The organism is Niastella populi (assembly GCF_002078015.1).
GTDB lineage: Bacteria > Bacteroidota > Bacteroidia > Chitinophagales > Chitinophagaceae > Niastella > Niastella populi.
The window spans coordinates 23,701-44,462 of sequence record NZ_LWBP01000199.1; the positions used below are offsets into that span (position 1 = coordinate 23,701).

At 44.4% G+C, this 20,762-nt stretch carries 15 protein-coding genes; 3 read left to right on the top strand and 12 right to left on the bottom strand.

Annotated features, from left to right (window positions below; genetic code table 11):
• Both A4R26_RS21680 and A4R26_RS21685 read left to right on the top strand, forming a co-directional pair.
• The gene (locus A4R26_RS21680) at positions 1-1,407 is read left to right on the top strand and encodes a RagB/SusD family nutrient uptake outer membrane protein (RefSeq protein WP_081168427.1); all 1,407 of its coding nucleotides are present in this window, start codon (positions 1-3) and stop codon (positions 1,405-1,407) included.
• Positions 1,408-1,438: 31 nt separating this feature from the next.
• Positions 1,439-2,578 carry a TlpA disulfide reductase family protein gene (locus tag A4R26_RS21685; protein WP_081168429.1) on the top strand — a complete coding sequence of 380 codons (1,140 nt, stop codon included), beginning with the start codon at positions 1,439-1,441 and terminating at the stop codon, positions 2,576-2,578.
• A gap of 59 nt (positions 2,579-2,637) precedes the next feature.
• Here A4R26_RS21685 and A4R26_RS21690 read toward each other — a convergent pair whose 3' ends face one another.
• Positions 2,638-3,423, bottom strand: coding sequence for a PI-PLC domain-containing protein (locus tag A4R26_RS21690; RefSeq protein WP_081168431.1), 786 nt, complete (start codon positions 3,421-3,423; stop codon positions 2,638-2,640).
• Positions 3,424-3,741: 318 nt separating this feature from the next.
• Between A4R26_RS21690 and A4R26_RS21695 the strand changes: the two genes are divergently transcribed.
• The gene (locus tag A4R26_RS21695) at positions 3,742-4,491 is read left to right on the top strand and encodes an energy transducer TonB (RefSeq protein WP_081168433.1); all 750 of its coding nucleotides are present in this window, start codon (positions 3,742-3,744) and stop codon (positions 4,489-4,491) included.
• 30 nt (positions 4,492-4,521) lie between these two features.
• Here A4R26_RS21695 and A4R26_RS21700 read toward each other — a convergent pair whose 3' ends face one another.
• The 11 genes from A4R26_RS21700 to A4R26_RS21750 all read right to left on the bottom strand — a co-directional run bounded on the left by A4R26_RS21700 (position 4,522) and on the right by A4R26_RS21750 (position 20,761).
• Positions 4,522-8,754: a P-loop NTPase fold protein gene (locus A4R26_RS21700; protein WP_165760367.1), complete on the bottom strand. Its 4,233-nt coding sequence runs from the start codon at positions 8,752-8,754 to the stop codon at positions 4,522-4,524.
• Positions 8,755-9,354: 600 nt separating this feature from the next.
• Positions 9,355-9,717 (bottom strand): DUF2200 domain-containing protein, encoded by a 363-nt coding sequence (locus A4R26_RS21705; RefSeq protein WP_081168437.1) that lies wholly within the window; start codon positions 9,715-9,717, stop codon positions 9,355-9,357.
• A 152-nt stretch (positions 9,718-9,869) separates the two neighbouring features.
• Positions 9,870-11,408: a right-handed parallel beta-helix repeat-containing protein gene (locus A4R26_RS21710; protein ID WP_165760368.1), complete on the bottom strand. Its 1,539-nt coding sequence runs from the start codon at positions 11,406-11,408 to the stop codon at positions 9,870-9,872.
• A 169-nt stretch (positions 11,409-11,577) separates the two neighbouring features.
• Positions 11,578-11,871, bottom strand: coding sequence for an NIPSNAP family protein (locus tag A4R26_RS21715; RefSeq protein WP_081168441.1), 294 nt, complete (start codon positions 11,869-11,871; stop codon positions 11,578-11,580).
• A 210-nt stretch (positions 11,872-12,081) separates the two neighbouring features.
• A complete protein-coding gene (locus tag A4R26_RS21720) occupies positions 12,082-14,280 on the bottom strand; it encodes a B12-binding domain-containing radical SAM protein (RefSeq protein ID WP_081168443.1) in 2,199 nt (732 codons plus the stop codon).
• Positions 14,281-14,360: 80 nt separating this feature from the next.
• Positions 14,361-14,948, bottom strand: coding sequence for a hypothetical protein (locus A4R26_RS21725; RefSeq protein ID WP_081168445.1), 588 nt, complete (start codon positions 14,946-14,948; stop codon positions 14,361-14,363).
• Between the two features lie 47 nt (positions 14,949-14,995).
• On the bottom strand, positions 14,996-15,736 hold the full coding sequence (locus A4R26_RS21730; RefSeq protein ID WP_081168447.1) for a DUF1573 domain-containing protein: 741 nt from the start codon (positions 15,734-15,736) through the stop codon (positions 14,996-14,998).
• A 31-nt stretch (positions 15,737-15,767) separates the two neighbouring features.
• Entirely contained in the window at positions 15,768-16,790 is a 1,023-nt protein-coding gene (locus A4R26_RS21735; RefSeq protein WP_107685875.1) for a BT_3987 domain-containing protein, read from the bottom strand.
• A 27-nt stretch (positions 16,791-16,817) separates the two neighbouring features.
• Entirely contained in the window at positions 16,818-18,077 is a 1,260-nt protein-coding gene (locus A4R26_RS21740) for a DUF1735 and LamG domain-containing protein (protein ID WP_081168451.1), read from the bottom strand.
• Between the two features lie 21 nt (positions 18,078-18,098).
• Positions 18,099-19,172, bottom strand: coding sequence for a glycoside hydrolase family 18 (locus A4R26_RS21745; protein ID WP_081168453.1), 1,074 nt, complete (start codon positions 19,170-19,172; stop codon positions 18,099-18,101).
• Between the two features lie 20 nt (positions 19,173-19,192).
• Positions 19,193-20,761 (bottom strand): RagB/SusD family nutrient uptake outer membrane protein, encoded by a 1,569-nt coding sequence (locus A4R26_RS21750; protein WP_165760369.1) that lies wholly within the window; start codon positions 20,759-20,761, stop codon positions 19,193-19,195.
• Position 20,762: the final 1 nt, after the last annotated feature.

A 20,762-nucleotide genomic window follows, 5' to 3' on the forward strand; every position in this document is an offset into this window, starting at 1 on the left:
ATGAAAAAGAACCAGTCAATATATTTATTCGTTGTGTTGCTGTCTGGTATTGTTTTTACCGCCTGTAATAAGCTCATCGGGATAGGCGCCCCCAAAAACCAGTTGGTGACCGAAAGTGTTTTCAAAGACACTATTTCTATTGAAGCTGCTGTGCTGGGCATGTATAGCAAACTGGCCAATTACAATCCCGGTACCGATGTGGGAACTGCTACCTCTTTGTTCAATGGGCTTTCAGCAGATGAAGGCTATTATTTCCCCGGCACGTTCTACGACGATTTTAAGAACAATGCGCTAACGCCTACACTCTACTATATCGATGGCTACTGGAGCAATTTGTATAATGTTGTTTATACTGCCAACTCCATCATGGAAGGCGCCGGTGCGGCTGCGTTGCCCGAAGGGTATAAGAACCGGGTTATGGCCGAAGCGAAATTCGTTCGCGCGGTATGTTATTTCTATCTCGTAAATGAATATGGAGAAGTGCCACTGGTGCTTACAACAAGCGTAAGCGAGTCGAATGTACAGCCGAGGGATAATGTAGGTAAGGTATATGATCAAATAGAAAAAGACCTTACCGAAGCACAGGCCATGTTGCCTTCCGATCTCCGGTACTATGGCGGTAACAGAACCAGGGCTACCACCTGGGCAGCCGGCGCACTGCTGGCCAGGGTATATCTTTTCAGAGGCAAGTGGTCGCAGGCAGGTGCAGCAGCAAGCACTGTTATCGGCAACCCGGGACTTTTCTCCATGCAGCCCGATGCTGCCAAAGTCTTTCTGGCCAATAGCCAGGAAGGGATCATGCAGTTCGTAAATGCCATTCCCTCTTCCTGGATGGCTACCAACCTCGGCGCAAGCGCTGCTGCGGTAACACCCAACTTTGTGTTGAGCGACAGCCTGTATGCAGCCTTTGAAACAGGCGATGCGCGCAAGGCAAACTGGGTGGGCATAAAGGTATATGGCGGTAAGAATTACCCTTACCCGGCCAAGTACAGGTATATCAACGGTGTTGGCGCTGTAGAGCATGCGCAACTGCTGCGCATGGCTGAGCAATACCTTATTCGCGCAGAAGCCCGCACGCAACTGGGGCAGTTTACCGATGCGGCAGCAGACCTCGATGTGGTGCGAAAACGGGCAGGATTGGGCAATACCACCGCCAATGACAAACCTACGCTGATAGCAGCCATTGAACATGAATGCAGAACCGAATTCTTTTGCGAATGGGGGCACCGCTGGCTCGATCTGAAAAGATGGCCCGGCATTGCCAACCCTGCCGTTACGCGGGCCGATGAAGTGTTGGGTAAAGAAAAAGGCACGTTATGGCAGTCTACAGATATGTTATACCCGGTACCGCAACCGGCAAGGAATGTAAATGTTAACCTGACTCAAAATGCAGGTTATACGAACTAAGTATAAAAATTAATTACCACAATATTTAAAAATGAGAAAGAACCTACTGTTTATCCTGGCTTTGTTCCCCGTGATCGGATTTGCGCAAACCGGCGGCGCCTGTACCCTCCATATCAATATCGGCAAGGTGAAAGCATCCAAAGTATGGGTAACCTGGTACGAAGGCGATCAATATAAGCTCGACACGGCAAACATCAGCGGCGGAAAAGCAACGTTTCATATTAACCTTCCCTACCCGCTTGCCGCCAGGTTATGGCTCGATAACCGGGGATTTGGTTATGAGAATGGCAACCGGCCCGATATGCTGTACTTTCATTTGGAAAAGGGCACTATCAATATCAAAACGACAGACTCGGTTAAAAAGGCGGTGATAACGGGCTCCAGGCTCAACAACGAAATAGCTGTTTACAGAAAATATGTTGCACAAACCATGGCAAAACTTGAAGACTGCAACGCAGCCATCATGACGGCGCCCGAACAAAAAAGAAAAGATACGGCTTTCCTGAACCCGATATACGCAAAGCAACAAACCGCTGTTGCCGAATTGAAAGAAAAGGCCAGAAAATTTGCAAAGGAAAATCCCGATAATTATGGTAGCCTGCTTGCATTGAGCGAAACAAGCGGCGTGCATATCGATCATGTTGTGATCAGTCCGTTATACGACGGTTTATCGGCAAGGGTCCGCAATTCGCAGGATGGTAAACGTTTTGGGCAACGCATAGAAACATCGAAACAAACAGGCATTGGTTCTATTGCGCCCGATTTTACACAGAATGATGTGAATGGCAACCCGGTGAAACTGTCTGACTTCAGGGGGAAATATGTGTTGATCGATTTTTGGGCAAGCTGGTGCGCACCCTGCCGGAAAGAAAATCCAAACTACGTAAAGGCGTACAATACATATAAGGACAGGAACTTTACGTTATTGGGCGTATCGCTTGACAAGGAAGGTGATAAAGACGCGTGGATAGCGGCCATAAAAAAAGACGGACTGGAATGGCCGCAGGTGTCGGACCTGAAGTACTGGTACAATGCCGTAGCCAAACTATACGACATCAAGTCGGTACCCATGAATTTTCTTCTAGATCCCAATGGAAAGGTGCTGGCAAAAAATTTAAGAGGAGAAGACCTGTTAAAGAAACTGGATGAGCTGTTGAAACCCCTGAATTAATAAAAAAACTGAGCCATCTGCCAGCCGGCGGATGGCCCAATTTATAAACCGTTCGTACTTTATGTTTTCCTTACCCCGTTCGTTTTTAAAAACTCAGCCAGGGCCTTGATGCTATCGGTGTTGAGGTAATCTACGCCCAGCTCGATCATCCTCCGCCAGCCTTCCATATTATCAGGGGCATTCCACAATCTTACTTTTTTACCTAATGCATGTCCCTTGTCGACGATCTTTTTAATGGTTTCCCATTCATTGGCCGGCGGTTCGCCTTTGCCTTTCCATTTGGTATAGTTGATCATATTGTCGCCCATAACAGCTATACGGGAAAGAACTTCCTTATTGTAGTTGTCACTGAGCAGGCCATCGAACCATAAAAATGAAGGGTATACATTATACGTGTGTGAAGGCGGTTTACTGCCTGTTACCATTATGGTCAGTGTAGGACAACGGGTAATAGCCGGATATTTTATTAAAATATCGATGAGTTTATTGATAGCCGGGATCGCTTCCGTTTTTACGTCCAGCATCAATATCATCTCGCGCGATGTATCGGCATATACGCTGCCATTATTGTTTTGAATATTTTCCGACAATGGTTTAAGATACAGTTCTTCAAGCGTACGGTGTTGCGCCGCGTCGGCTGCATTGCGGGCCACGAGTAGTTCATTGTCGGCGACGTTTAAATAAACATCAACTTCAATAGACCCGTACTTCAGATTATAAGCTGCATAAAATGGAGACCCCTGCTGGTAATCATTGTGGGAATGTGCGTTGGCCGTAGTGTAAATGTCGGGTTGTGCGAACGCATAGGAACATGGAAATAAAATAAAAAGCAATAACTTTTTCATACCAAATTTACATTGATCGTTTGTTATGTCAGCAACTGTTAGTATTCAATTGCTAATCTACAATGGGTTAAAATAAGTAAATGGTCTGAATTAGTGTAATTTTCTTCCGAAGGTTATGAATGGCCTTATAGCTTCGACAAATAAAATTAAATTTATCGACTGTTGCAACAATTTTACAAATAAATCTGACAAATACTTCGGGGATACGGATGGTTATAACGTATTTACCTGATGAATATTGTTCGTGACCGGCTATTAAAAAGACGCCCTGGCAAATTATCTGCTAAATGTATATTTTAGCGGGCACTAATCTGTACTATGAAACAAATAGCCTTTATGCTGCTGCTGGCAGCTTCTGCCCTATCCTCTTTAGGCCAGGGCCTTACCGAAACCAAATACTGGGATAAAAAAGGTGACAGTACCGGTAAAGAGAATGCAGTTGCATATACTGTAACTACCTATGCAGATACCTCCAAAAGAGCATACACTAATAAACGTTACGCAATTAACGGGCAGCTGAGATCGGAAATTTCCTATTATGACAGCAGCGGTAAAAGATGGCAATATGAAGGAAGCTATCTGACCTATCACGATGATGGCAAACCAAAAATAAAAGGCAGTTTTACAAAAAGCAAATTGAATGGTGAGTTAACTACCTGGCATGCCAACGGGCAGTTAAAAAGAAAAGATCAATATGTACTGGATTCATTGATCAGCGGCCATTGCTATACAGCTACGGGCCAGGATACAACCTGGTTCCCTTTTCATATTTCTTTTAAGTATGGAAATGACATAATGGAAATATCGCGTTTAATTGGTAAAAATATCAGATATCCGAGAGCCGCTTATAAAGCTGGTGTTGAAGGCACCGTGCAGATCCAGTTCATTGTTGAAAAGGATGCCAGCCTGTCGCATGTAAAAATACGCCGTTCAGTAAATGCAGAGATCGATGAAGAAGCATTACGGGTTTTCAATTCGATGCCGGCACGCTGGAAACCAGCTTTGGAAGATGGCGAGCCGCAGCGGGGATATGGCATTCTGCCAATCATATTCAAATTAGAGAGGTGAAATAAAGTTGGTATGTGCTATGGATTGCAACTAGTTAATCGTTTTTTTTCCTGGGAATGGCGGCTGAGTGGCACCAGATGGTATGGGTGATGCTATAAAGCTATTGAATGATGAACTGGTCCTTACTCCGTGCATGCGGCATTCCTTTATTCCATTTATTAGTTTATCGTTCACCAGTAAATACCTGTCCATCGCCGCACCAAAATGGTAGGCAGCATCATTAAGATCATCTTCGAGATAAAGAATATCATTGATGGCCGATTTGTAATCGTCACCACCTGAATGTAACTTGATTGCCTTGTCATAATAATGGGCGCCCATTTCATAATTATATTCCTTATTGAGAAGGTTGTTGTAGTTTTTGTGCGGAGAAATATTTTTCATATAGTGAAGCCTTGTTTCATCAAGTATTGTCCGTGATATACCCATATTGTTTTCACCTGAGTTATTTATTGTAAAAAAGCGGCCAAGCTTAAGATAATGATAGGCTAAGAAGCCATTTCCCAGCAAATAGTCATTGTCGTATATATCCATTATTTGAACAATGGAAACCAGGCAATGAACATATTCCAGACAATATCTGGCTATTTCTTTATCATCTTTCAACTCTTTCTTCAATTCCAGCCTTTTTTCGTTCAATTTGGCACAATAGGTCAATTCAATTAGACGCATGTATTGAGTAGAGATTGTAAAAATAAAATCTGAAAACGAGGGTAATTGCTTTATATTAAGTTCCTCAATTTTTAATTTAATATGAGCAAAAAGAATAACTCCTTCTCTGGTATCAGGAAAATTCGAAAGATTGTGTCTGATCTTTACTTTTACGTCTGGAAAAACCTTACCATTTTCCTGGTTTTTTTTATCGAAATGCTTTTCAAATTTCTTCTGGTCATGCAGGTCTGAGAATTCTGAATTATGAGATGCGGTTTCAAGTATCGGCGCTAATATGAGTTTTTCCAGTACGTAAAGAAAAGGAGTAACGGCAGTTTTATCCTCCTGTTCGCCTAAAACCAGGCGAAACAGATATAGTATTTTACGTAATTGAAAACTGTAGCTCCGTATCCTGCTTGCCTTCTGAAAATAATAAGCCGATAAATAATAACAACAGACGATTGTTTTTACACTCAATTCGGGTTGCTTCCGGTTAAAAAGGCTGTTAAGTATATCAAAATCTTCCATGCCCGGTTTGCTATCAGTATTGCAGGGCGACTTTAATTCAGAATTGTTCACCTTACTCAGATCTAATGACACGTCCTTAAGCTTATTCGCATCAAATATATCTTTCAATTGATGAATGTCGTTACCGTCGGGAGTTTTCAACATTGATAAAAGGCAATCCCCCAAATGAGACAGATAGTTGGCAATATATTTATAGTGGATTTTTGTCAGAGCTGTATTATGGATGGTGAAATTACGGGGCCGTACTGCTTTGATAATTCCTAAAATATAGGAATTTCGAACAGGGCATATTAAAAAGCCATCAATTCGCTTCAATACATATTGCATTCCCAAAATATACATATTCATGGCTATTACAGGAACCCTGTATTCCCCGGCAAATTGTTTTACATAAGGCAGGTGAAAATTTATTATTTGCTCAATTTCTTTCAAATACGGCTGTGGTATCTGACCTGTGATCTTTTCCGGGTGCCATTCTGCAAACCTGATACTGTTTTTGAGATACAGAAGATTGCCCAACTGCATAAAGAAATTGGAAATAATGGAGGTGTTGGTTCCGCAGTGTTGGCCTATTCTATCTGCGAGGGAAAGGAATCCGCCAAGGGTTACGGCTGTTTTTGTAGAGGTGATCCCTTCTACCCCCATCTTTTCCTGGATGACCATCTTAGCCAAAAATGCCTGATTGGCAATCTGGAGCAGGTCGCTTAATGAGGAATTGAGTTTGCTTACTTTTTCCTGGTTCCCGATCAAATATGCATTGTCAGCTTGCGCTTCGTGGTCTGATAACCGGGCATAAATGAAGTTTTTAGTATCAAGAACGGCATCGGAGTATAATGCCAGGGCTTCCTCAAATGATTTCACTTTTTCAAAGACCAACCCAAGTTTGAGTTTATATTTGACCTGTATTACATAGTCTTTCATGCTTGCAGATGAACAATTGCTTTGCAATACTCTCAAAATTTCCGAATAAGCGATTATGGCTTCATCATATTCCTGGTCGAAAGAGTGGAGGTCGCCCAATATCCCATTCAGATAAGCATTTGAATATACCGACACCTGCCCCCCTTGCTGATCGTTTCCGGCATTTCTGGCAATATCTTTTAATTTTTTCCTTACGTGTTGTTTAATGAGGTACGATTCATCTAACGTAAAATTAAAAGCGGCGGATTCCTCTTCAAACGTTTTTGATAAATAGAACATTTCATTCACTGTCTTATTATAATACTTATAGTCGAACAACCCTATTTCGGTTTCGCGTATATGATTAAGCGATAGAAACTCAATAATGTGTTTGATATGGTCACGTAACGCAGGTGTTCGGGATGCGGAAAGCACCTCAGGCATCAGCTCAAGGTGAGTTAATGAAAAAGCAAAAGGATGAAATTTGAGGAAATGATCGAACAGAAAAGAAAGTGAAACAACCAGGTGATCGCTGTATTTTTTAAAACTGGTGCCATATCGTACAATAAAAGGCCGGTACAGATAACTGATGAATCCTATTCGTTGTTGCTGCCGGAAATCAAAATACAGAAAGTTACCTGTTTCATCACCTTTTCCCCATATCGAAATCAAATTTTTGTTATCTGGTTTCACCGGAAGGCCGATCCTTACGAACTCATGGATCAGTCTGATCAGTTTTTTAGGCGATCCATTGCTTCTATAGGTAAGGTAAACAACAAAATTTTGCAGTAACAGGTTTACCTTAATAGCGTCATTGATATAATTTTCCTTCTTTCCCTGATATTTATCTGGATCTACATCATAAAGGCTATTAGTACCCATTGTTTTATGATGTATTAGCTGATACAGGTACTCCTGTATACCTGTACTTAAAGAAGTACTGTCCTCGAAGTTTTTCTTTAAGAGACTATCTATATAAAAAACATATGTAAAAATACTGCTAATGGAAGACTGACGATCGGCAATATCGGCCATAGACGCATCAAACATTTCACGCCCTGCTATAAAAACAAAAGGAGCCTCCGTATTGGTAAAGAAACTTTTTAAACCTGAAATGATTTGCTGAATAGCCTGCACTCTTGTCCGCAATTGGTCGAAATAAAGTTTTTCCTGTGCCTGGTCTGTCGTACCAGTCGTGTTTTCTGTTATAGGTGGTTGTTCTACTTTATCCAATTCATCGAAAATAAAAATAAATTTTCGTTTCAGTTTGTCTGCTATCTTATTTATAATCCTGTTTAATTCGCCCTCAATTTCCTTGGCTGATGCAATAGGATAACTTTCCACTTTCTTAGGCCCGCTTAATTTGAACACAGAACCCAGTTGCTCCAACGATAACTCGCTTTCGCTATCATTTTCGAACGACATGGCTGCATGACAACGCTTGTCGAGGTTATCCAATCTGTTATAAATATCATATCGTTGACTAAAGAACCTTATCGTTAGGAGTAAAATAAATATGAGGCCTGTGGTGATCAGAAAGCCGGGAATAAAAAAGCGTTTCAACAATTCCGTTACAGCAGACACGGAAATATAACCGTGGGAAGTACTGAATGCTTTCGCAAACTCATCATTTTTGTACAGAAACAATAAAGAGGTAAGTACAAATAAACCACAGAATATTCTTAACATCAGACTGAGCAGTCGTTCCCACCAAAGGTATCTATCGATCTTCTCATACGATCTTAATTTGTCTTTGAGATTACCTACCAATTGTTGAAATATTTCAGTCTCGGTTGGGTTATTGGAGGAGATAGTAAGTGTTATTGGTGTAAGCTTTCCATTCTTATCCAAGCGGGAATCATTATACTCACTAATTGCTATATTTACAAAACTGGTTTTTCCCATTCCCCTATAACCTGTTACGAGAAATACGCCTTTGCCCGACTCGAGCATCTTACCGAATTTCTCAAGCAAGCCATCCCTGCCCACGACAAAGGGCTTGAATTCGGAGGAAGAATTTTCGGCGTTATCTTTTTGACGTTTGAAAAGCTTTTTATTCCACTTCCGGAAAATACCCATATTCCCCTCTTTCTCTTTAGGCTGTTGCTTATCCTGTAATTTAGGCGATCGATTTTTATGGGGTAGGTTGTCAAAAATAAATGTGCCATTTAGCTTGATTGCCATCCCTTTGACAAAAGTTTCGGGACGATCTGATTCCTCAAACAACTCGTTTTCGGCACCTGAAGTGTTACTTTCACTCATAAAAATGCGGGTCCTTTAGTATTTTTCGAAATAATGTTAAAAGTTATAGGCTTCAAAAGGATTGGGAAAGGAAACACAAGGTGAGGATTGGGATACTAATGAAAGAGTAAGCGATAATGATGTTTTGAATAGAACAGGGGGAAGATAATTGATGACCATTAATTAACCAACAAACCGTGCTTGATATAGATCATTTTTTTCACTTCAAATTCGCTCAGCCGTATGAGTGTTCGGTACACATTTGTTAGTGGCTATTTATTTTCATTAGAAAGTAAAATAACATCCTGGAGTAATAATAAACTGTGAAAAGGATTGTAAGGTATGAAGATATTATTCCACGACAGTGAGTAAAGGTATAAATAGAATATGAGTTGTAATTAATGAAGGAAGCAGGAAAGTTTACCATTCAAATTTATGGTTAAGGTAATTGTAGCAAAGCCATTTTATACTCTCCTAAAAAAGAAGATTTAGCATGCTACGCACGGAAACAGTCGAGACCGGGACATTGGATTTGATCAAAAGCTATCCCCGCAGGATCTTTTCCATTTTCCTGCCTTTTGCCAGTTCATCCACCAGTTTGTCCATATACCTGGCCTGTTGTGTCAGTGGATCCTCGATCTCTTCCACCCGGTATCCACAGATCGCTCCGGTAATGAGACCGGCATTGGGGTTTAGCGTGGCCCGCTCGAAGAATGTTTCAAATGTTACTTTTTCTTTTATCAGTTGCTGCAACATCTTGTTATCGAAACCGGTTAGCCATTGTATTACCTGGTTTAATTCTTCTTTTGTGCGCCCTTTTTTCTCTACTTTTTCCACATACATAGGATAAACAGAGGCAAACGTAAGTTTTGCAATGCGTTCACGATGTTTGTCGGGATTCATCATGCCTTTGTATTTTAACGTTAATGTGATAACGAAGATACAAAATTAGATATTTTTTGGGGCCGCTGCCCTGATTCGCAAAAAAAGCCCGTACCGGTATAACCGGAACGGGCTGGGCTTATCGTGACTGCCCGATCTGAAATACTGTTTGTTCATTATTGCTGGTAGGCGCCTATGTCAACAGCGCCGTTAACTACCCTCGGTTTGCCTTCGAGATCTTTTTCTGAAGCATCTGTGATCCAGGCCGGATTGCCTGTGCGTAAGCAGGGGCTGCCTGTTTTCACATGCAGATCGGGAGTAGTTCCTACATTGATGAAAAGCGGGTCTTTGAATGCCGAATGCGCATCCTGCCCGGTTTTGGATCTATAGCCGGCGAAGGTATCGTAACCGGTATTACGCCAGTTTATCCAGATGTCGGAGGCGTTCCCTCCCGGTGTATACCAAACATTATAGTCGATGACATTACCCGATTGCGGCGAAATATTCTCCAATGAGAACAGGGTGTTCTGATTATTGGTATAAAAGACATTATTTCCGATAGTACAATTGGAAGCTTTTGTCATATAGAACTCCCCGGAGCCATCATTGAGGGTATTATTCTTAAACAGGGTATTATTCCTGAAGACAGAATTGATCACCTGCCCGCTTGTACCGGAGTCATAGCCGCCGATGGCAATACCGGTAACCTCGTTCAGATAGATCAGGTTATTGGTGACGATGATATTACTTGCTGTGCCATTCTCTTCATGGCCCACTTCAATTCCATATCCATTTTGGTAAGTTATGTTCCGGTCAATTTTAATGTCCCGGCCGCCATCGACATATATCCCCGCGCTTGTTGCATAATCGGCCCTGTTGTTGAAGCAGGTATTTCCCCTGATAAGGCCATTGCGCGCCTGATCTACCTGGGCATTGGAGCTTACTCCATAATGTCCGATCGCTGCAATGCCAATGTTCGAATTGTCGTGTACGTTGTTGTTGGTAATAGTGAAACCGTCGATGTTGCCATCTAAAGATAATGACTCGCTGTAGCCGGTGATGTTGTTGGCGAATTCACAACTGTCGATCACCAGGTTGGTAATGGCATTTGCCTGCGCAGCTCCATAACCATATACGATAAATGGTTGCGAATTTTGACTGTTACCCGGGGTTGTTGAGGCGCTGGCGGTCCAGTTAATGCGTTTAACCTTCACATTACGGAAGGTAAGATCACTGGCGCCGCCGTTCTTACCTGCCGAAACCAGGATACCCACTGCATTGTTCTTCGTAATATTTTGTATTGTGAGATTACTGAACACGAGATATTTCCTGTCGGTGATGGTAAGAATGGTAGTGCCTGATATTTTTGAGCCATCGATGATCACCTGCTCATTATTGTAACTTGTGAAGGTGACAGGGTTTCCCGCAGTACCGTTAACCCGTACCGTAAGTTGTTCAAAGTAAGTTCCTCCTTTGATCATCACCGTACTTCCGGCTACGGCGGTACTAAAAGATTTCTGGATCGTTTTCCAGGCGGTGGCAAGGGTTAAACCGTCATTCTGGTCGTTGCCCTGCGCTCCATCAACATAATAAATACGAATGGCAGACGGGTTGGCAAGGTTGTCTTTAGGATTTTCAGTACTATCTTTTACAATAGCATCTTTTTTACAGGAAAAACAAAAAAAGAGAAAGGATAGAATTAAAATGTTGCGCATTAACATAAGGTTTGATTTGTTAATGCCCCCAATAGAAAAAATAGTGCCGTTTTTGCCGTTACCTAAATAGATATTTACCTGTAATATGAACATTAAAACGACTGCTCCACTTTGCGATAGCGAAATGAAGTCGCGCAATCGATTGATCAGGCTGCTGAAAAAAATTAACTTACCATACCTGGTATATTTCCCGGGAACCTGTCAGGTACATTTCATGGTATCCGGCCATTTTTTCCTGCATCTTTTTCGATTTCTCCACATCCTTTTTCATGTCTTCCCAGCTTTTTTCGTAAGCAGTGAGGTTGTCGTATTTGCTTACCATTATTACCCGGTTGTATTGTCCGGTCATGTCGGTCATCACGCTTACGAATTCATTGTCGTCCGACATCACTTCTTTGAACAGTTTGGCCAGTTTTGATGCATTACCGGGTTTGCAGATGAAAATGTCGTGTACTAAGATCATAGCTGAATGATTTTAATTAAAGTTACTTTAATTAAAGTTTACATATTTATTAATTGATGGGTGTTATGTTCAAAGGTTCGCCACCGGCCACGAACGGCTTGCGGATCAGATAAAGAATTGATTTAAATATTGAAACGGTATTATTTTGGGCTGAATCATTTAGCCGTGGTCGTCATCGTTATAAGAAGTAATGAAGTTTGTTGCGGAAAATTATAACTTCAGCAACCCAACCTTATGCAAAGTATTCACTGGTTTGTTGTCCCAGAACAGTTCAAAGTCTTCCAGTGCGGCGGATTGGTAGCTGTCCATTACATCCTGTAACGTTAATACTTTTTGATTGGTGATCGACAATTCTTTGAGGATGGCCGCGAGCCAGTCGCCCTGTTCGCGGCTTACGCTGATGCTGTACTTTTCGCGTTTGTCCTGAAAGGTAAGTGAGGTCATTTCCCAGCTATTGCCTTTTTTACTTTTCGTAAAATGTTCAACGAGGGGCTGTTTGCCGAGGTACACGATCCGGGTAGTGGGTTTGGGTGCGGTATAAATATCCTGTTCCAGCACTTTTTCGATATAGTCGGGTGCAATCTTCGTTTTGGGCACTTTAAATTCGAACCATTTTTGCAACGGTTCATCGAGGCCGATGCCGTGCATATAATTGAACAATGATTTCTTTAAACCAAATGCAAATTCTTCATGTTCGGCGCCTGTTTCATCGATGTGCACGAGATCGTTATTGGCAAATGCGCCTACCAATGCCGATTCTCTCTTAACCCTGAACCTCTCCGGTTCCATACCTATGGGACTGTGCACCGTCATGGTGAACAAATGCCAGAAAGCAGACTGCAAAACCCCGGCGCGAAACATTTGCCGCACCATTTCAAGCGAATCGATGGTTTCCTGTGCGGTTTGCGTGGGAAAACCATACATGAGGTAAGCATGCACCATAATCCCCGCTTCGGTAAAGTGTTTGTTCACCTGCGCTACCTGTGCTACGGTGATGCCTTTTTGAATCAGTTGCAACAGGCGGTCGCTGGCTACTTCCAGTCCGCCCGAAATCGCAATACAACCAGAGCGTTTCAACAGCAGGCAAAGATCGCGGGTAAAACTTTTTTCAAAACGCACATTGGCCCACCAGCTCAAGGTTAGTTTGCGGCGGATGATCTCCAGCGCCAGCGCGCGCATCATGGCGGGCGGAGCGGCTTCGTCAACAAAGTGAAATCCGTTTTGCCCGGTTTGTTTCATCATCTCTTCCATGCGGTCGACCAGCAAAGAAGCGGCTATCGGCTCATAGAGTTTGATATAGTCGAGCGAAATATCGCAGAACGTGCATTTGCCCCAATAGCAACCATGCGCCATTGTTAGTTTGTTCCAGCGGCCATCGCTCCACATGCGGTGCATGGGATTTACCACTTCTATGGCCGAAATATATTTATCGAGCAGGAAATCGCTGTAATCGGGTGTGCCCACCTGCGCCTGTTTGTAATCGGAGCAGCTTTTGTTATTGATATATTGAACGGCGCCGTTCTGCAGGGTAAAAGTGCGTTTCAGTTCTTCGGTTGAACGATGGCCTTCTACCAGTTGCACCAGTTGTTCAAGGGGCGCTTCGCCATCGTCGAGAGTAATATAATCGTAAAATTCAAATACACGCGGGTCGCTGAGCGAACGCAGTTCGGTATTGGCAAAACCACCGCCCATGGCCACTTTTACATTGGGACAGTGCTGTTTAATCCATTGCCCGCAACGCAGTGAGGCGTACAGGTTACCGGGAAAAGGAACGGATATAGCCACCAGTTTCGGTTGCAGCGTTTCCATATGTTCTTTCAGCAGCCTGATCAATAGTTCATCGATAAAGGTATATTCCTGTTGCAGGGCGTTGTACAGTTCGTCGAAGCTGTTGGCGGAACGGCCCAGTTTTTCGGCGTAACGGCTAAACCCGAAATGTTCGTCGATACATTCACTGATAAGATCGGAAAGATCTTCGAGGTACATGGTGGCAAAGTGTTTGGCTTTGTCCTGGGTGCCCATTGAGCCGAATGCCCAGTCGAGGTCGGTCAGCTGCGCAAAACGGCTGGCCTCGGGCAGAAAGTCGCGTTTGCAAATGCGGTGTGCGAGTGTAGGGTTATGTCCCTGTAAAAAGTGCACTACATCATCGATGGTGTAAATGTAGTCTTCCTGCAGTGCCACCATGCGGGCGGCGTTTTCCGACAATGGTTTGTCAATGCGGTTGATGCGGTTGAACAGTTCCTGCAGCCCTTCCTGGCAGAACAGGGCCAGCGTTACCTCTATGCCCAGATCGCTCTGGAAGGAACGGATATTTTTGGTGTTCAAAAAGCCCTTCAGATAAGCCGTCGCCGGATACGGCGTGTTAAGCTGCGTAAAAGGCGGAGTGATCAAAAACACAGGAACGCTCAAAATCAATAAGTTTTGGGCAAAATTAAGCTAAAAAAAGCTATCAGTGTAAGAATGGGGTTATCAGGGAGTTAGGGGAGTTTTTACCCTTTCCATTTAACTCTGTCTAAATAGTCCTGCTGCGCTTTGGTTGTATACTTTTCTTTGAACTCTTTTACATTTTCATCAAACGCATCTTTACCTGATGAGGGATAGTATTTCTCCAACAACAGCATGTCAAATTCAAAGCTGAACTCACTGTCATGTATCAGATCGAACAACTCAGATGTCGGATAACGGACGTTATCTTTGTCAAGCAGCATCGCCGTTTTTAGGATCGGCCATATTTCTCCGGCATGCCCTTCTGCCATCAGTTTGCAGTCTGCATAATGGAACATCAGTTCATAGCTCGCGGGAAATTTATCTGTGAATTGTTTATACAGGTCAGATTTTAATTGAAAATCATCACTACCTAATCCCATGTACGCTGAGCCATAGTGGGCCATGATGGCGCCGTTGATAAGCAATGCCGTATCCGGATATAATTGGTCCTGTGATAAAACGAAATGGCTGAATTCAGCTATAACTTCCGGTTCGGGCTTGCCGGATAATATTATATTTCGTAGCAATTTCGCCTGTTCGGAACTGTCTGTTTCCTTTCCATAATTCCTCAGGTAATATTCTATTAACATATAATGTGAGTTTGCATTGGTACTTCAGGAGCACAAAAATAAGCATCTCACAACTTATTATCCCTAAGCACTTTTATCTGCAGCGGCTCAGGCAGCTTTTTGTCATTGACATACACATCGAGGATAATGGTTACGTCGGTATGTGTGTGGAAAGGCATGGAGTAGTTGAAGGTAACCGTTCTTTTGCTATTGGGAGCTATTTTACCGGGATTAGTGAAGTACAACCCTTCGCTGTTATTTTTGGGAATTAATTTAAGCACCATCTCTTTATTTCCGGCATTGATCAATGGCAGTTCCACTTTTTTTGCCTGTCCGGGTTTTAAATAACCCAACGCCATTACTTTGTAACGCAGGTGCAGCTCACTGCCGAAATTGTAAGGATAATCATTTTCGACAGGGCGTTCGCCGGGGATGATGTTCCCCTCTACCCACACATGATTATACTGTTTTCCGTTTTCACTGAAAATGAAGATCTCCTTCGAGAAGAACCCGCTTTTATAAGCGGGATCGAAGGTAATGGTAAGCGCTGTTCTTTCGCCCGGTTTAACCTCACCGTCATGCTTTTTTTTGCCAATACAACTGCAACCGGTATTAATAGCTGTGATGGTCACCGGCTTTTTACCTGTATTACGAAAATAAAATGTGTGAGATACCTTACCATCCTTTTCATGAATAGTACCAAAGTTATATACCCGCTCTTCAAACACCAGGGACTGTGACAGTTCCTGGGCCTTTAGCGATTGTACCCAACTACCGGTAATGATCAGGAGAATAAGATATCTCACCATTTTTTTAGAATATTGTCATTTAAAAGCGGGATCAGTTGGCATATACATCCAGCTCGGCAATACGGAAATTATTGCTACTGGTTGAAGTTCCATAACTCACTTTCAACCGCAGGTACCTTGCCGTTATGGGTTTATAAAACAACACATAATTATAACCTGATGCATAATTCAGGTTTGCCCGCAAAGGCGATCCCAGCAGCTCATAGTTGATACCGTCGTTACTGACAGATACTTCCATCTGGGTGGGGATATTGGTGCTGCTGGTGGTTGAATACAACCGGAAACCGGTTACATTCTTAGCCGCCTGCATATCGAGATCAACCTGTACAGGTGAACCGCCCCATCTTGAATAGGTGCTGGTAACGCCATCGAGGATATTGCCCGCTGTGTTTGGCGCCGGGTTGAAATTTACCATCCATGAGGCCTTGCTTTGTAAGGTTCCGGTTACATCGGCCGCCGTGGCATTGTAACGGATCCGGCGCAATTCAATGTTCAACACTACATATACAACTTTAATAGTGGTGTTGGAAGTGATACTTCCTATTGAAGGATCAGATACCGTTGTAAGTTTTATGGGAACCATATAAGCCGGCGCCGTCAATGTATTAAGATCGGCGGGGTTCACTCCTATTGAAAATGAATCAACGGAAGTGGTTTGCCCTTCCATGATCTTTGCCGTCAACGACTGGGTAGTAAGGATACCGGCCGGCAATTGCGCATAGTTTGTATTGTTAGCTGCATTATATACCGCTACCAGCGAGTTATCGGGTTCGGCCGTAACAGTTACATCGCGGCGTACCGGGTTGGTGGCATACAATGGTATTTTGATGGTTCCCGGAAGACCCGAAGAAAGATTCAGCCAACCGGTTGAAGCCGCATCGGGAATATTCACCACGGAATAACTCAGCGAGTTGCCGGGCATATTGCCAAGGTTGGTATTGTTCGTAAAGAACATGGTTTCAGCGTTGCCTTTGATATCTGCTGCATCATCCTTTTTACAGGAAAAGAGCACCGTCATCGCCATGCACCCTATAATATATTTTAGCTTGAGCATATTTCAGGTTTTGATTGGGGTTATCGGTTATTGACTGCACTTGTTCAGCGCATCGTTTGTCCAGGTAACGTACGACGATTTGTCGGCCTGCAATAAAGTACCGGAACCGGCCTGGTCCCACCAGACTTTCGACCAGTCCATATCATATTTGGCACCAGCCGTAGATGAGTTGTAGAAGATATGGCCTGCCCCTTCGTTCAGTTTCCAGTAAGCCAGCAGTCCATCGGCGTTGGGGTCTGCACCGCAAAGGTTCAGTTTTATTTCACTGGCTGTAAGTGCGCGGCTCCATACCCGGCATTCTGCAATACGCCCGTTGAAATACTGTCTTGTATCATACCCGCCCCACATTTGTCCGAATGTCAATCGTGAGAACTGCATTACGGTGGAGCCGGTTTTCTCAGCTACCTTGTTACCATCTACATACATGATCAGTTTGGCGCCGTCATATGCCAGTGAGATCGTGTACCACTGGTTGGCATTGAAGTTATAAGCAAACGCACTGCCTAATGCACCTATCAACTGCAGCGAGTTATTAGGGTTACCCAATTCGCCGTAACGCAAACCGATAGAAGTTGCCTCAGACTGGTCGCTCCACGACATCAGCGTTTGAATTGGCTGGGGATTCGAGTTGCCGTCGCCGCCTCTGAAACTATACACCAGGTTTTTTATTTCAAACGTAAAGTTGGGAAGGCTGACTGCATCGCCCGGGTTAAAAAGGTAAGTAGCATTGAAACGGCCGCGTGTGCCCGGCGTACCGGTTGTAGCGCCCTGTGCATTGTTCATCGACAATGCCGGGAAGTTGATGATCCTGGCTATGCGCAGGAAGATGGTGCGGCCCGATTCCAGCACATTCATTCCGCCCCCGTTTACGCTTTTAATTTTCAGGGGTATCAGGTAAGAACGGCCATCCACTAACGGGGAGGTAGATATTACTTTTACGCTCACCGGTGTTGAGGTGGAAGAACCGGCTTTAATAACCGTTTCGAGATTGGTTACATCTATAGCGGCGGTAGGAACCGCAAAATAAATGGTGTTATGCTCTTTGTTATAGCCTGCCACCGCTGCGGTATCCAGTGCAAAACTCACCTGCATATCTTCCGTTGCACGGAAGGTGGTGGTTGCGGTAACGTTGTATTCCGAGGGCGTATTCTCCACGGCAAATTTAACAATGGGAGTTACCTCGGTGCCGGTGATCAGCACTACGCCGTCGCCAAACTCAGCTTTCTTGCAGCTTAGCGCATACAGGGCGAACACCAGGGCCAGGTATGTTCTGATATTTTTAGTCATGATAGTTAAGTTTTGTTGGCATTACTTAGCTGCCGGATTAGCGATCTGGATACAACGCCTTACATTATAATATGGCACCCCGGTCTTCGAATAATAGTCCCGGTCGAAGTAAAAAGCGCCAAAACCGCCTTTTTTACCCTGTGTGGGGTTCCAGCGAGCCATTCCTTCAAGGGAATACATTCTTGTTCCGTCGGTTGTGTTCAGGTTGCCATTGGCTTCGGTAAAAGGTGTACCGCCATTCTCTGAAAAGTCGCCAAAGTTTTCGGTTACGATAAACTTGCCAGGTGGAACGGCTGCCTGTACCGCATTGTAATAGTTCTGGAGGTTAGTTGCAGTTTGAATACCACCGGTGTTTTGCGAGTAAGCCTGGCGAATGAAGTAGTTCGCATACTCACCGGTAGCGGCCGGCGGCGCCACTGAATAGAAGTCGATGATGAACAATTTATCGGGGTATTTGCCTTTGGGGCCAAAGAACTGTCCAACGTATTGTACCAACTTTATGAAGTTGGTATTCGGATTGTTCAGCCACTCCCCGGCTTCGGGTTCCCAGTCTATGTCCAACCCATCGAGGTCATTGTCGAGCACCTGGTCAACAAGGTATTGCCCGTAGGTGGCAATCCCCTGGTCGTTCCTGTTGGCGGCCGATGTGAGGTCGAACACGGTACCATCTTTCAATGTTATTTTGGTATTGAACCGGGTGATGGTAGGCGCCACAAAGCGGGTGCCTTTTTTCTCTCTTACATATTTCCAGTCGGCATAGGCAACAGGCGCATATGATTTTGAGGTGGAATCATTGCTGGGTATGCCCATCCACAGCGAAATGATATCCATACTGTCGGGCAGGCCGATGATCCTTTCGCCCCATGATGCGGGATCTTTATAACCGGTTGAACCGGCAATGGGCGCATAGGCCGCATACCAGCCAAAACAAACCGTGTGGTCGGATCTTTTATATGCCCGCAGGTTTTCGTAATACTGTTCGTCGTAAGTAAAGGGTTTCTGCAGTTCCAGCGCTTCTTCCTTCACGCATCCTGCCAAGGTAAGCAGCCATGCGCAAAAAGTAAATAGCGGAATCAGTTTTGTTTTATTATTCATAATAAAATCATTTCAGGTTATTATTTTTTATCCCACCAGAGTTTTACGCCACCGCCGTCGGGGCCGCCCAATGCACTGAGGCCCGATTGCACACCTGCCTTGTTATTGGTGTATTCAGATTGCGGATACGGGATGCGGCGGATGTGAACAGCAGTGTTGATAGTGCCGTTGCTGTTATTGTTCACCACGGGTAACAGCTTGGGATAACCGGTACGGCGGAATTCGGCCCAGCCTTCGGGGCCATCGGGATAAAGCGCCAGCCATTTCTGGGTAATGATCCTTTCGAGGTTGGCCTCGAAATTGTCGGCTGCATTCCAGGCAATGGTAATGGCGCTGGGGGCAGGCGCATTATTACCGCTTTGTCCGCTATTGTCGGTAAAGGCAATGGGCATGGCGGTATTGTTGGCTGCATAAACCGCAGCATCATCAGCCAGTCCGTTTTCCTTAAATGAAACGGCAATGCCCTGGTTATAGAGGTCCTGTGCGGTTCCGCCCATATTCCAGCCGCGTAAAGCGCCTTCTGCACGCAGGAAATAAGATTCTGCAGCCGTGATCCAAACGATGGGCGTTGAGCCGCTGTTGACATTCAGGTTTGAAATGGCCGGTCCGCTATAGGGCGTCCAGGTGGTTGTAACAATACCCTGGCGAACGCCATGATAATTACCATCACCGGCTTTTGTAAAATAAGCGGCCCGGCGGGGATCTGCATAGCCGTTCATATATGCGTCCATGGATGCGCTCATGCGGACTTCACCGGCATTGAAGTTATAGGCGATCTCATACAAAGGATGCATGTATGCCAGGGTATTCGAGCGCTGAATAGCGGCCCGCTCATCGGCATTCGAAATAACGCCAAAGGGATTGGCGATCGATTTCTCGGCTTCTGTTTTTGCCAGTGAGGCATTGGCATATACCACGCGCATAGCTAATCGCAGCCGGAGCGTATTGGCGAATTTTATCCATTTTGTTACGTTACCGCCATAAATGTAATCGTAATCGCGCATAAGAACACTGGAAGGGTTGCCCTGCGCAAATTTGGTGAGCACATCGATTGCTCCATCCAGCTCTTCGAAAAAACGGGTGTATACATTTTGTAAAGGATCGTAATTGTTTTTCAGCGAGCCGCTAAAGTTCACATAGGGAATGGGACCATAAGCATCGGCCACGCGGTGCATTCCCTGCACTTTTACTACGGTGGCCAGCGCCGCTATTTCGGGCAGGTTCTGCTCGCTGGCAATGGTATTGATCGACCGCCATGCCGGCATTACAGAAACAAAACCGGAAGTAAATGTTCTTTCGATCCAGTTTGAAATAAGATAATACGAACCGTTATGAACGCCGCCATACCAGGTGCCTGTAGGCGCCACATAACCGGAATACACATCGCTTGTTAACCCCTGTGCTACCTGGTAATCGCTCGATAAATTGATCCCGTCTTTGAACAGCACCACGTTGCGTTGCATTTGGGAAAAGAAGGCGCCGGTTTTCAGGTTATCGGTTGCCATCATTTCCTCAGTGGCCTCATGCTGGTTGGTATTCAGCTCTTCGAAGTTGCGGGTACAGGCGGTACCGGCAACCAGCAGCAGCATA

Bases quoted from the DNA above. Each gene is read 5' to 3' on its own strand.
- A4R26_RS21735 (WP_107685875.1), bottom strand. From the start codon at position 16,790: ATGCTCAAGCTAAAATATATTATAGGGTGCATGGCGATGACGGTGCTC.
- A4R26_RS21730 (WP_081168447.1), bottom strand. From the start codon at position 15,736: ATGGTGAGATATCTTATTCTCCTGATCATTACCGGTAGTTGGGTACAA.
- A4R26_RS21740 (WP_081168451.1), bottom strand. From the start codon at position 18,077: ATGACTAAAAATATCAGAACATACCTGGCCCTGGTGTTCGCCCTGTAT.
- A4R26_RS21685 (WP_081168429.1), top strand. From the start codon at position 1,439: ATGAGAAAGAACCTACTGTTTATCCTGGCTTTGTTCCCCGTGATCGGA.
- A4R26_RS21700 (WP_165760367.1), bottom strand. From the start codon at position 8,754: ATGGCAATCAAGCTAAATGGCACATTTATTTTTGACAACCTACCCCAT.
- A4R26_RS21725 (WP_081168445.1), bottom strand. From the start codon at position 14,948: ATGTTAATAGAATATTACCTGAGGAATTATGGAAAGGAAACAGACAGT.
- A4R26_RS21750 (WP_165760369.1), bottom strand. From the start codon at position 20,761: ATGCTGCTGCTGGTTGCCGGTACCGCCTGTACCCGCAACTTCGAAGAG.
- A4R26_RS21745 (WP_081168453.1), bottom strand. From the start codon at position 19,172: ATGAATAATAAAACAAAACTGATTCCGCTATTTACTTTTTGCGCATGG.
- A4R26_RS21705 (WP_081168437.1), bottom strand. From the start codon at position 9,717: ATGATGAATCCCGACAAACATCGTGAACGCATTGCAAAACTTACGTTT.
- A4R26_RS21710 (WP_165760368.1), bottom strand. From the start codon at position 11,408: ATGCGCAACATTTTAATTCTATCCTTTCTCTTTTTTTGTTTTTCCTGT.
- A4R26_RS21680 (WP_081168427.1), top strand. From the start codon at position 1: ATGAAAAAGAACCAGTCAATATATTTATTCGTTGTGTTGCTGTCTGGT.
- A4R26_RS21690 (WP_081168431.1), bottom strand. From the start codon at position 3,423: ATGAAAAAGTTATTGCTTTTTATTTTATTTCCATGTTCCTATGCGTTC.
- A4R26_RS21695 (WP_081168433.1), top strand. From the start codon at position 3,742: ATGAAACAAATAGCCTTTATGCTGCTGCTGGCAGCTTCTGCCCTATCC.
- A4R26_RS21715 (WP_081168441.1), bottom strand. From the start codon at position 11,871: ATGATCTTAGTACACGACATTTTCATCTGCAAACCCGGTAATGCATCA.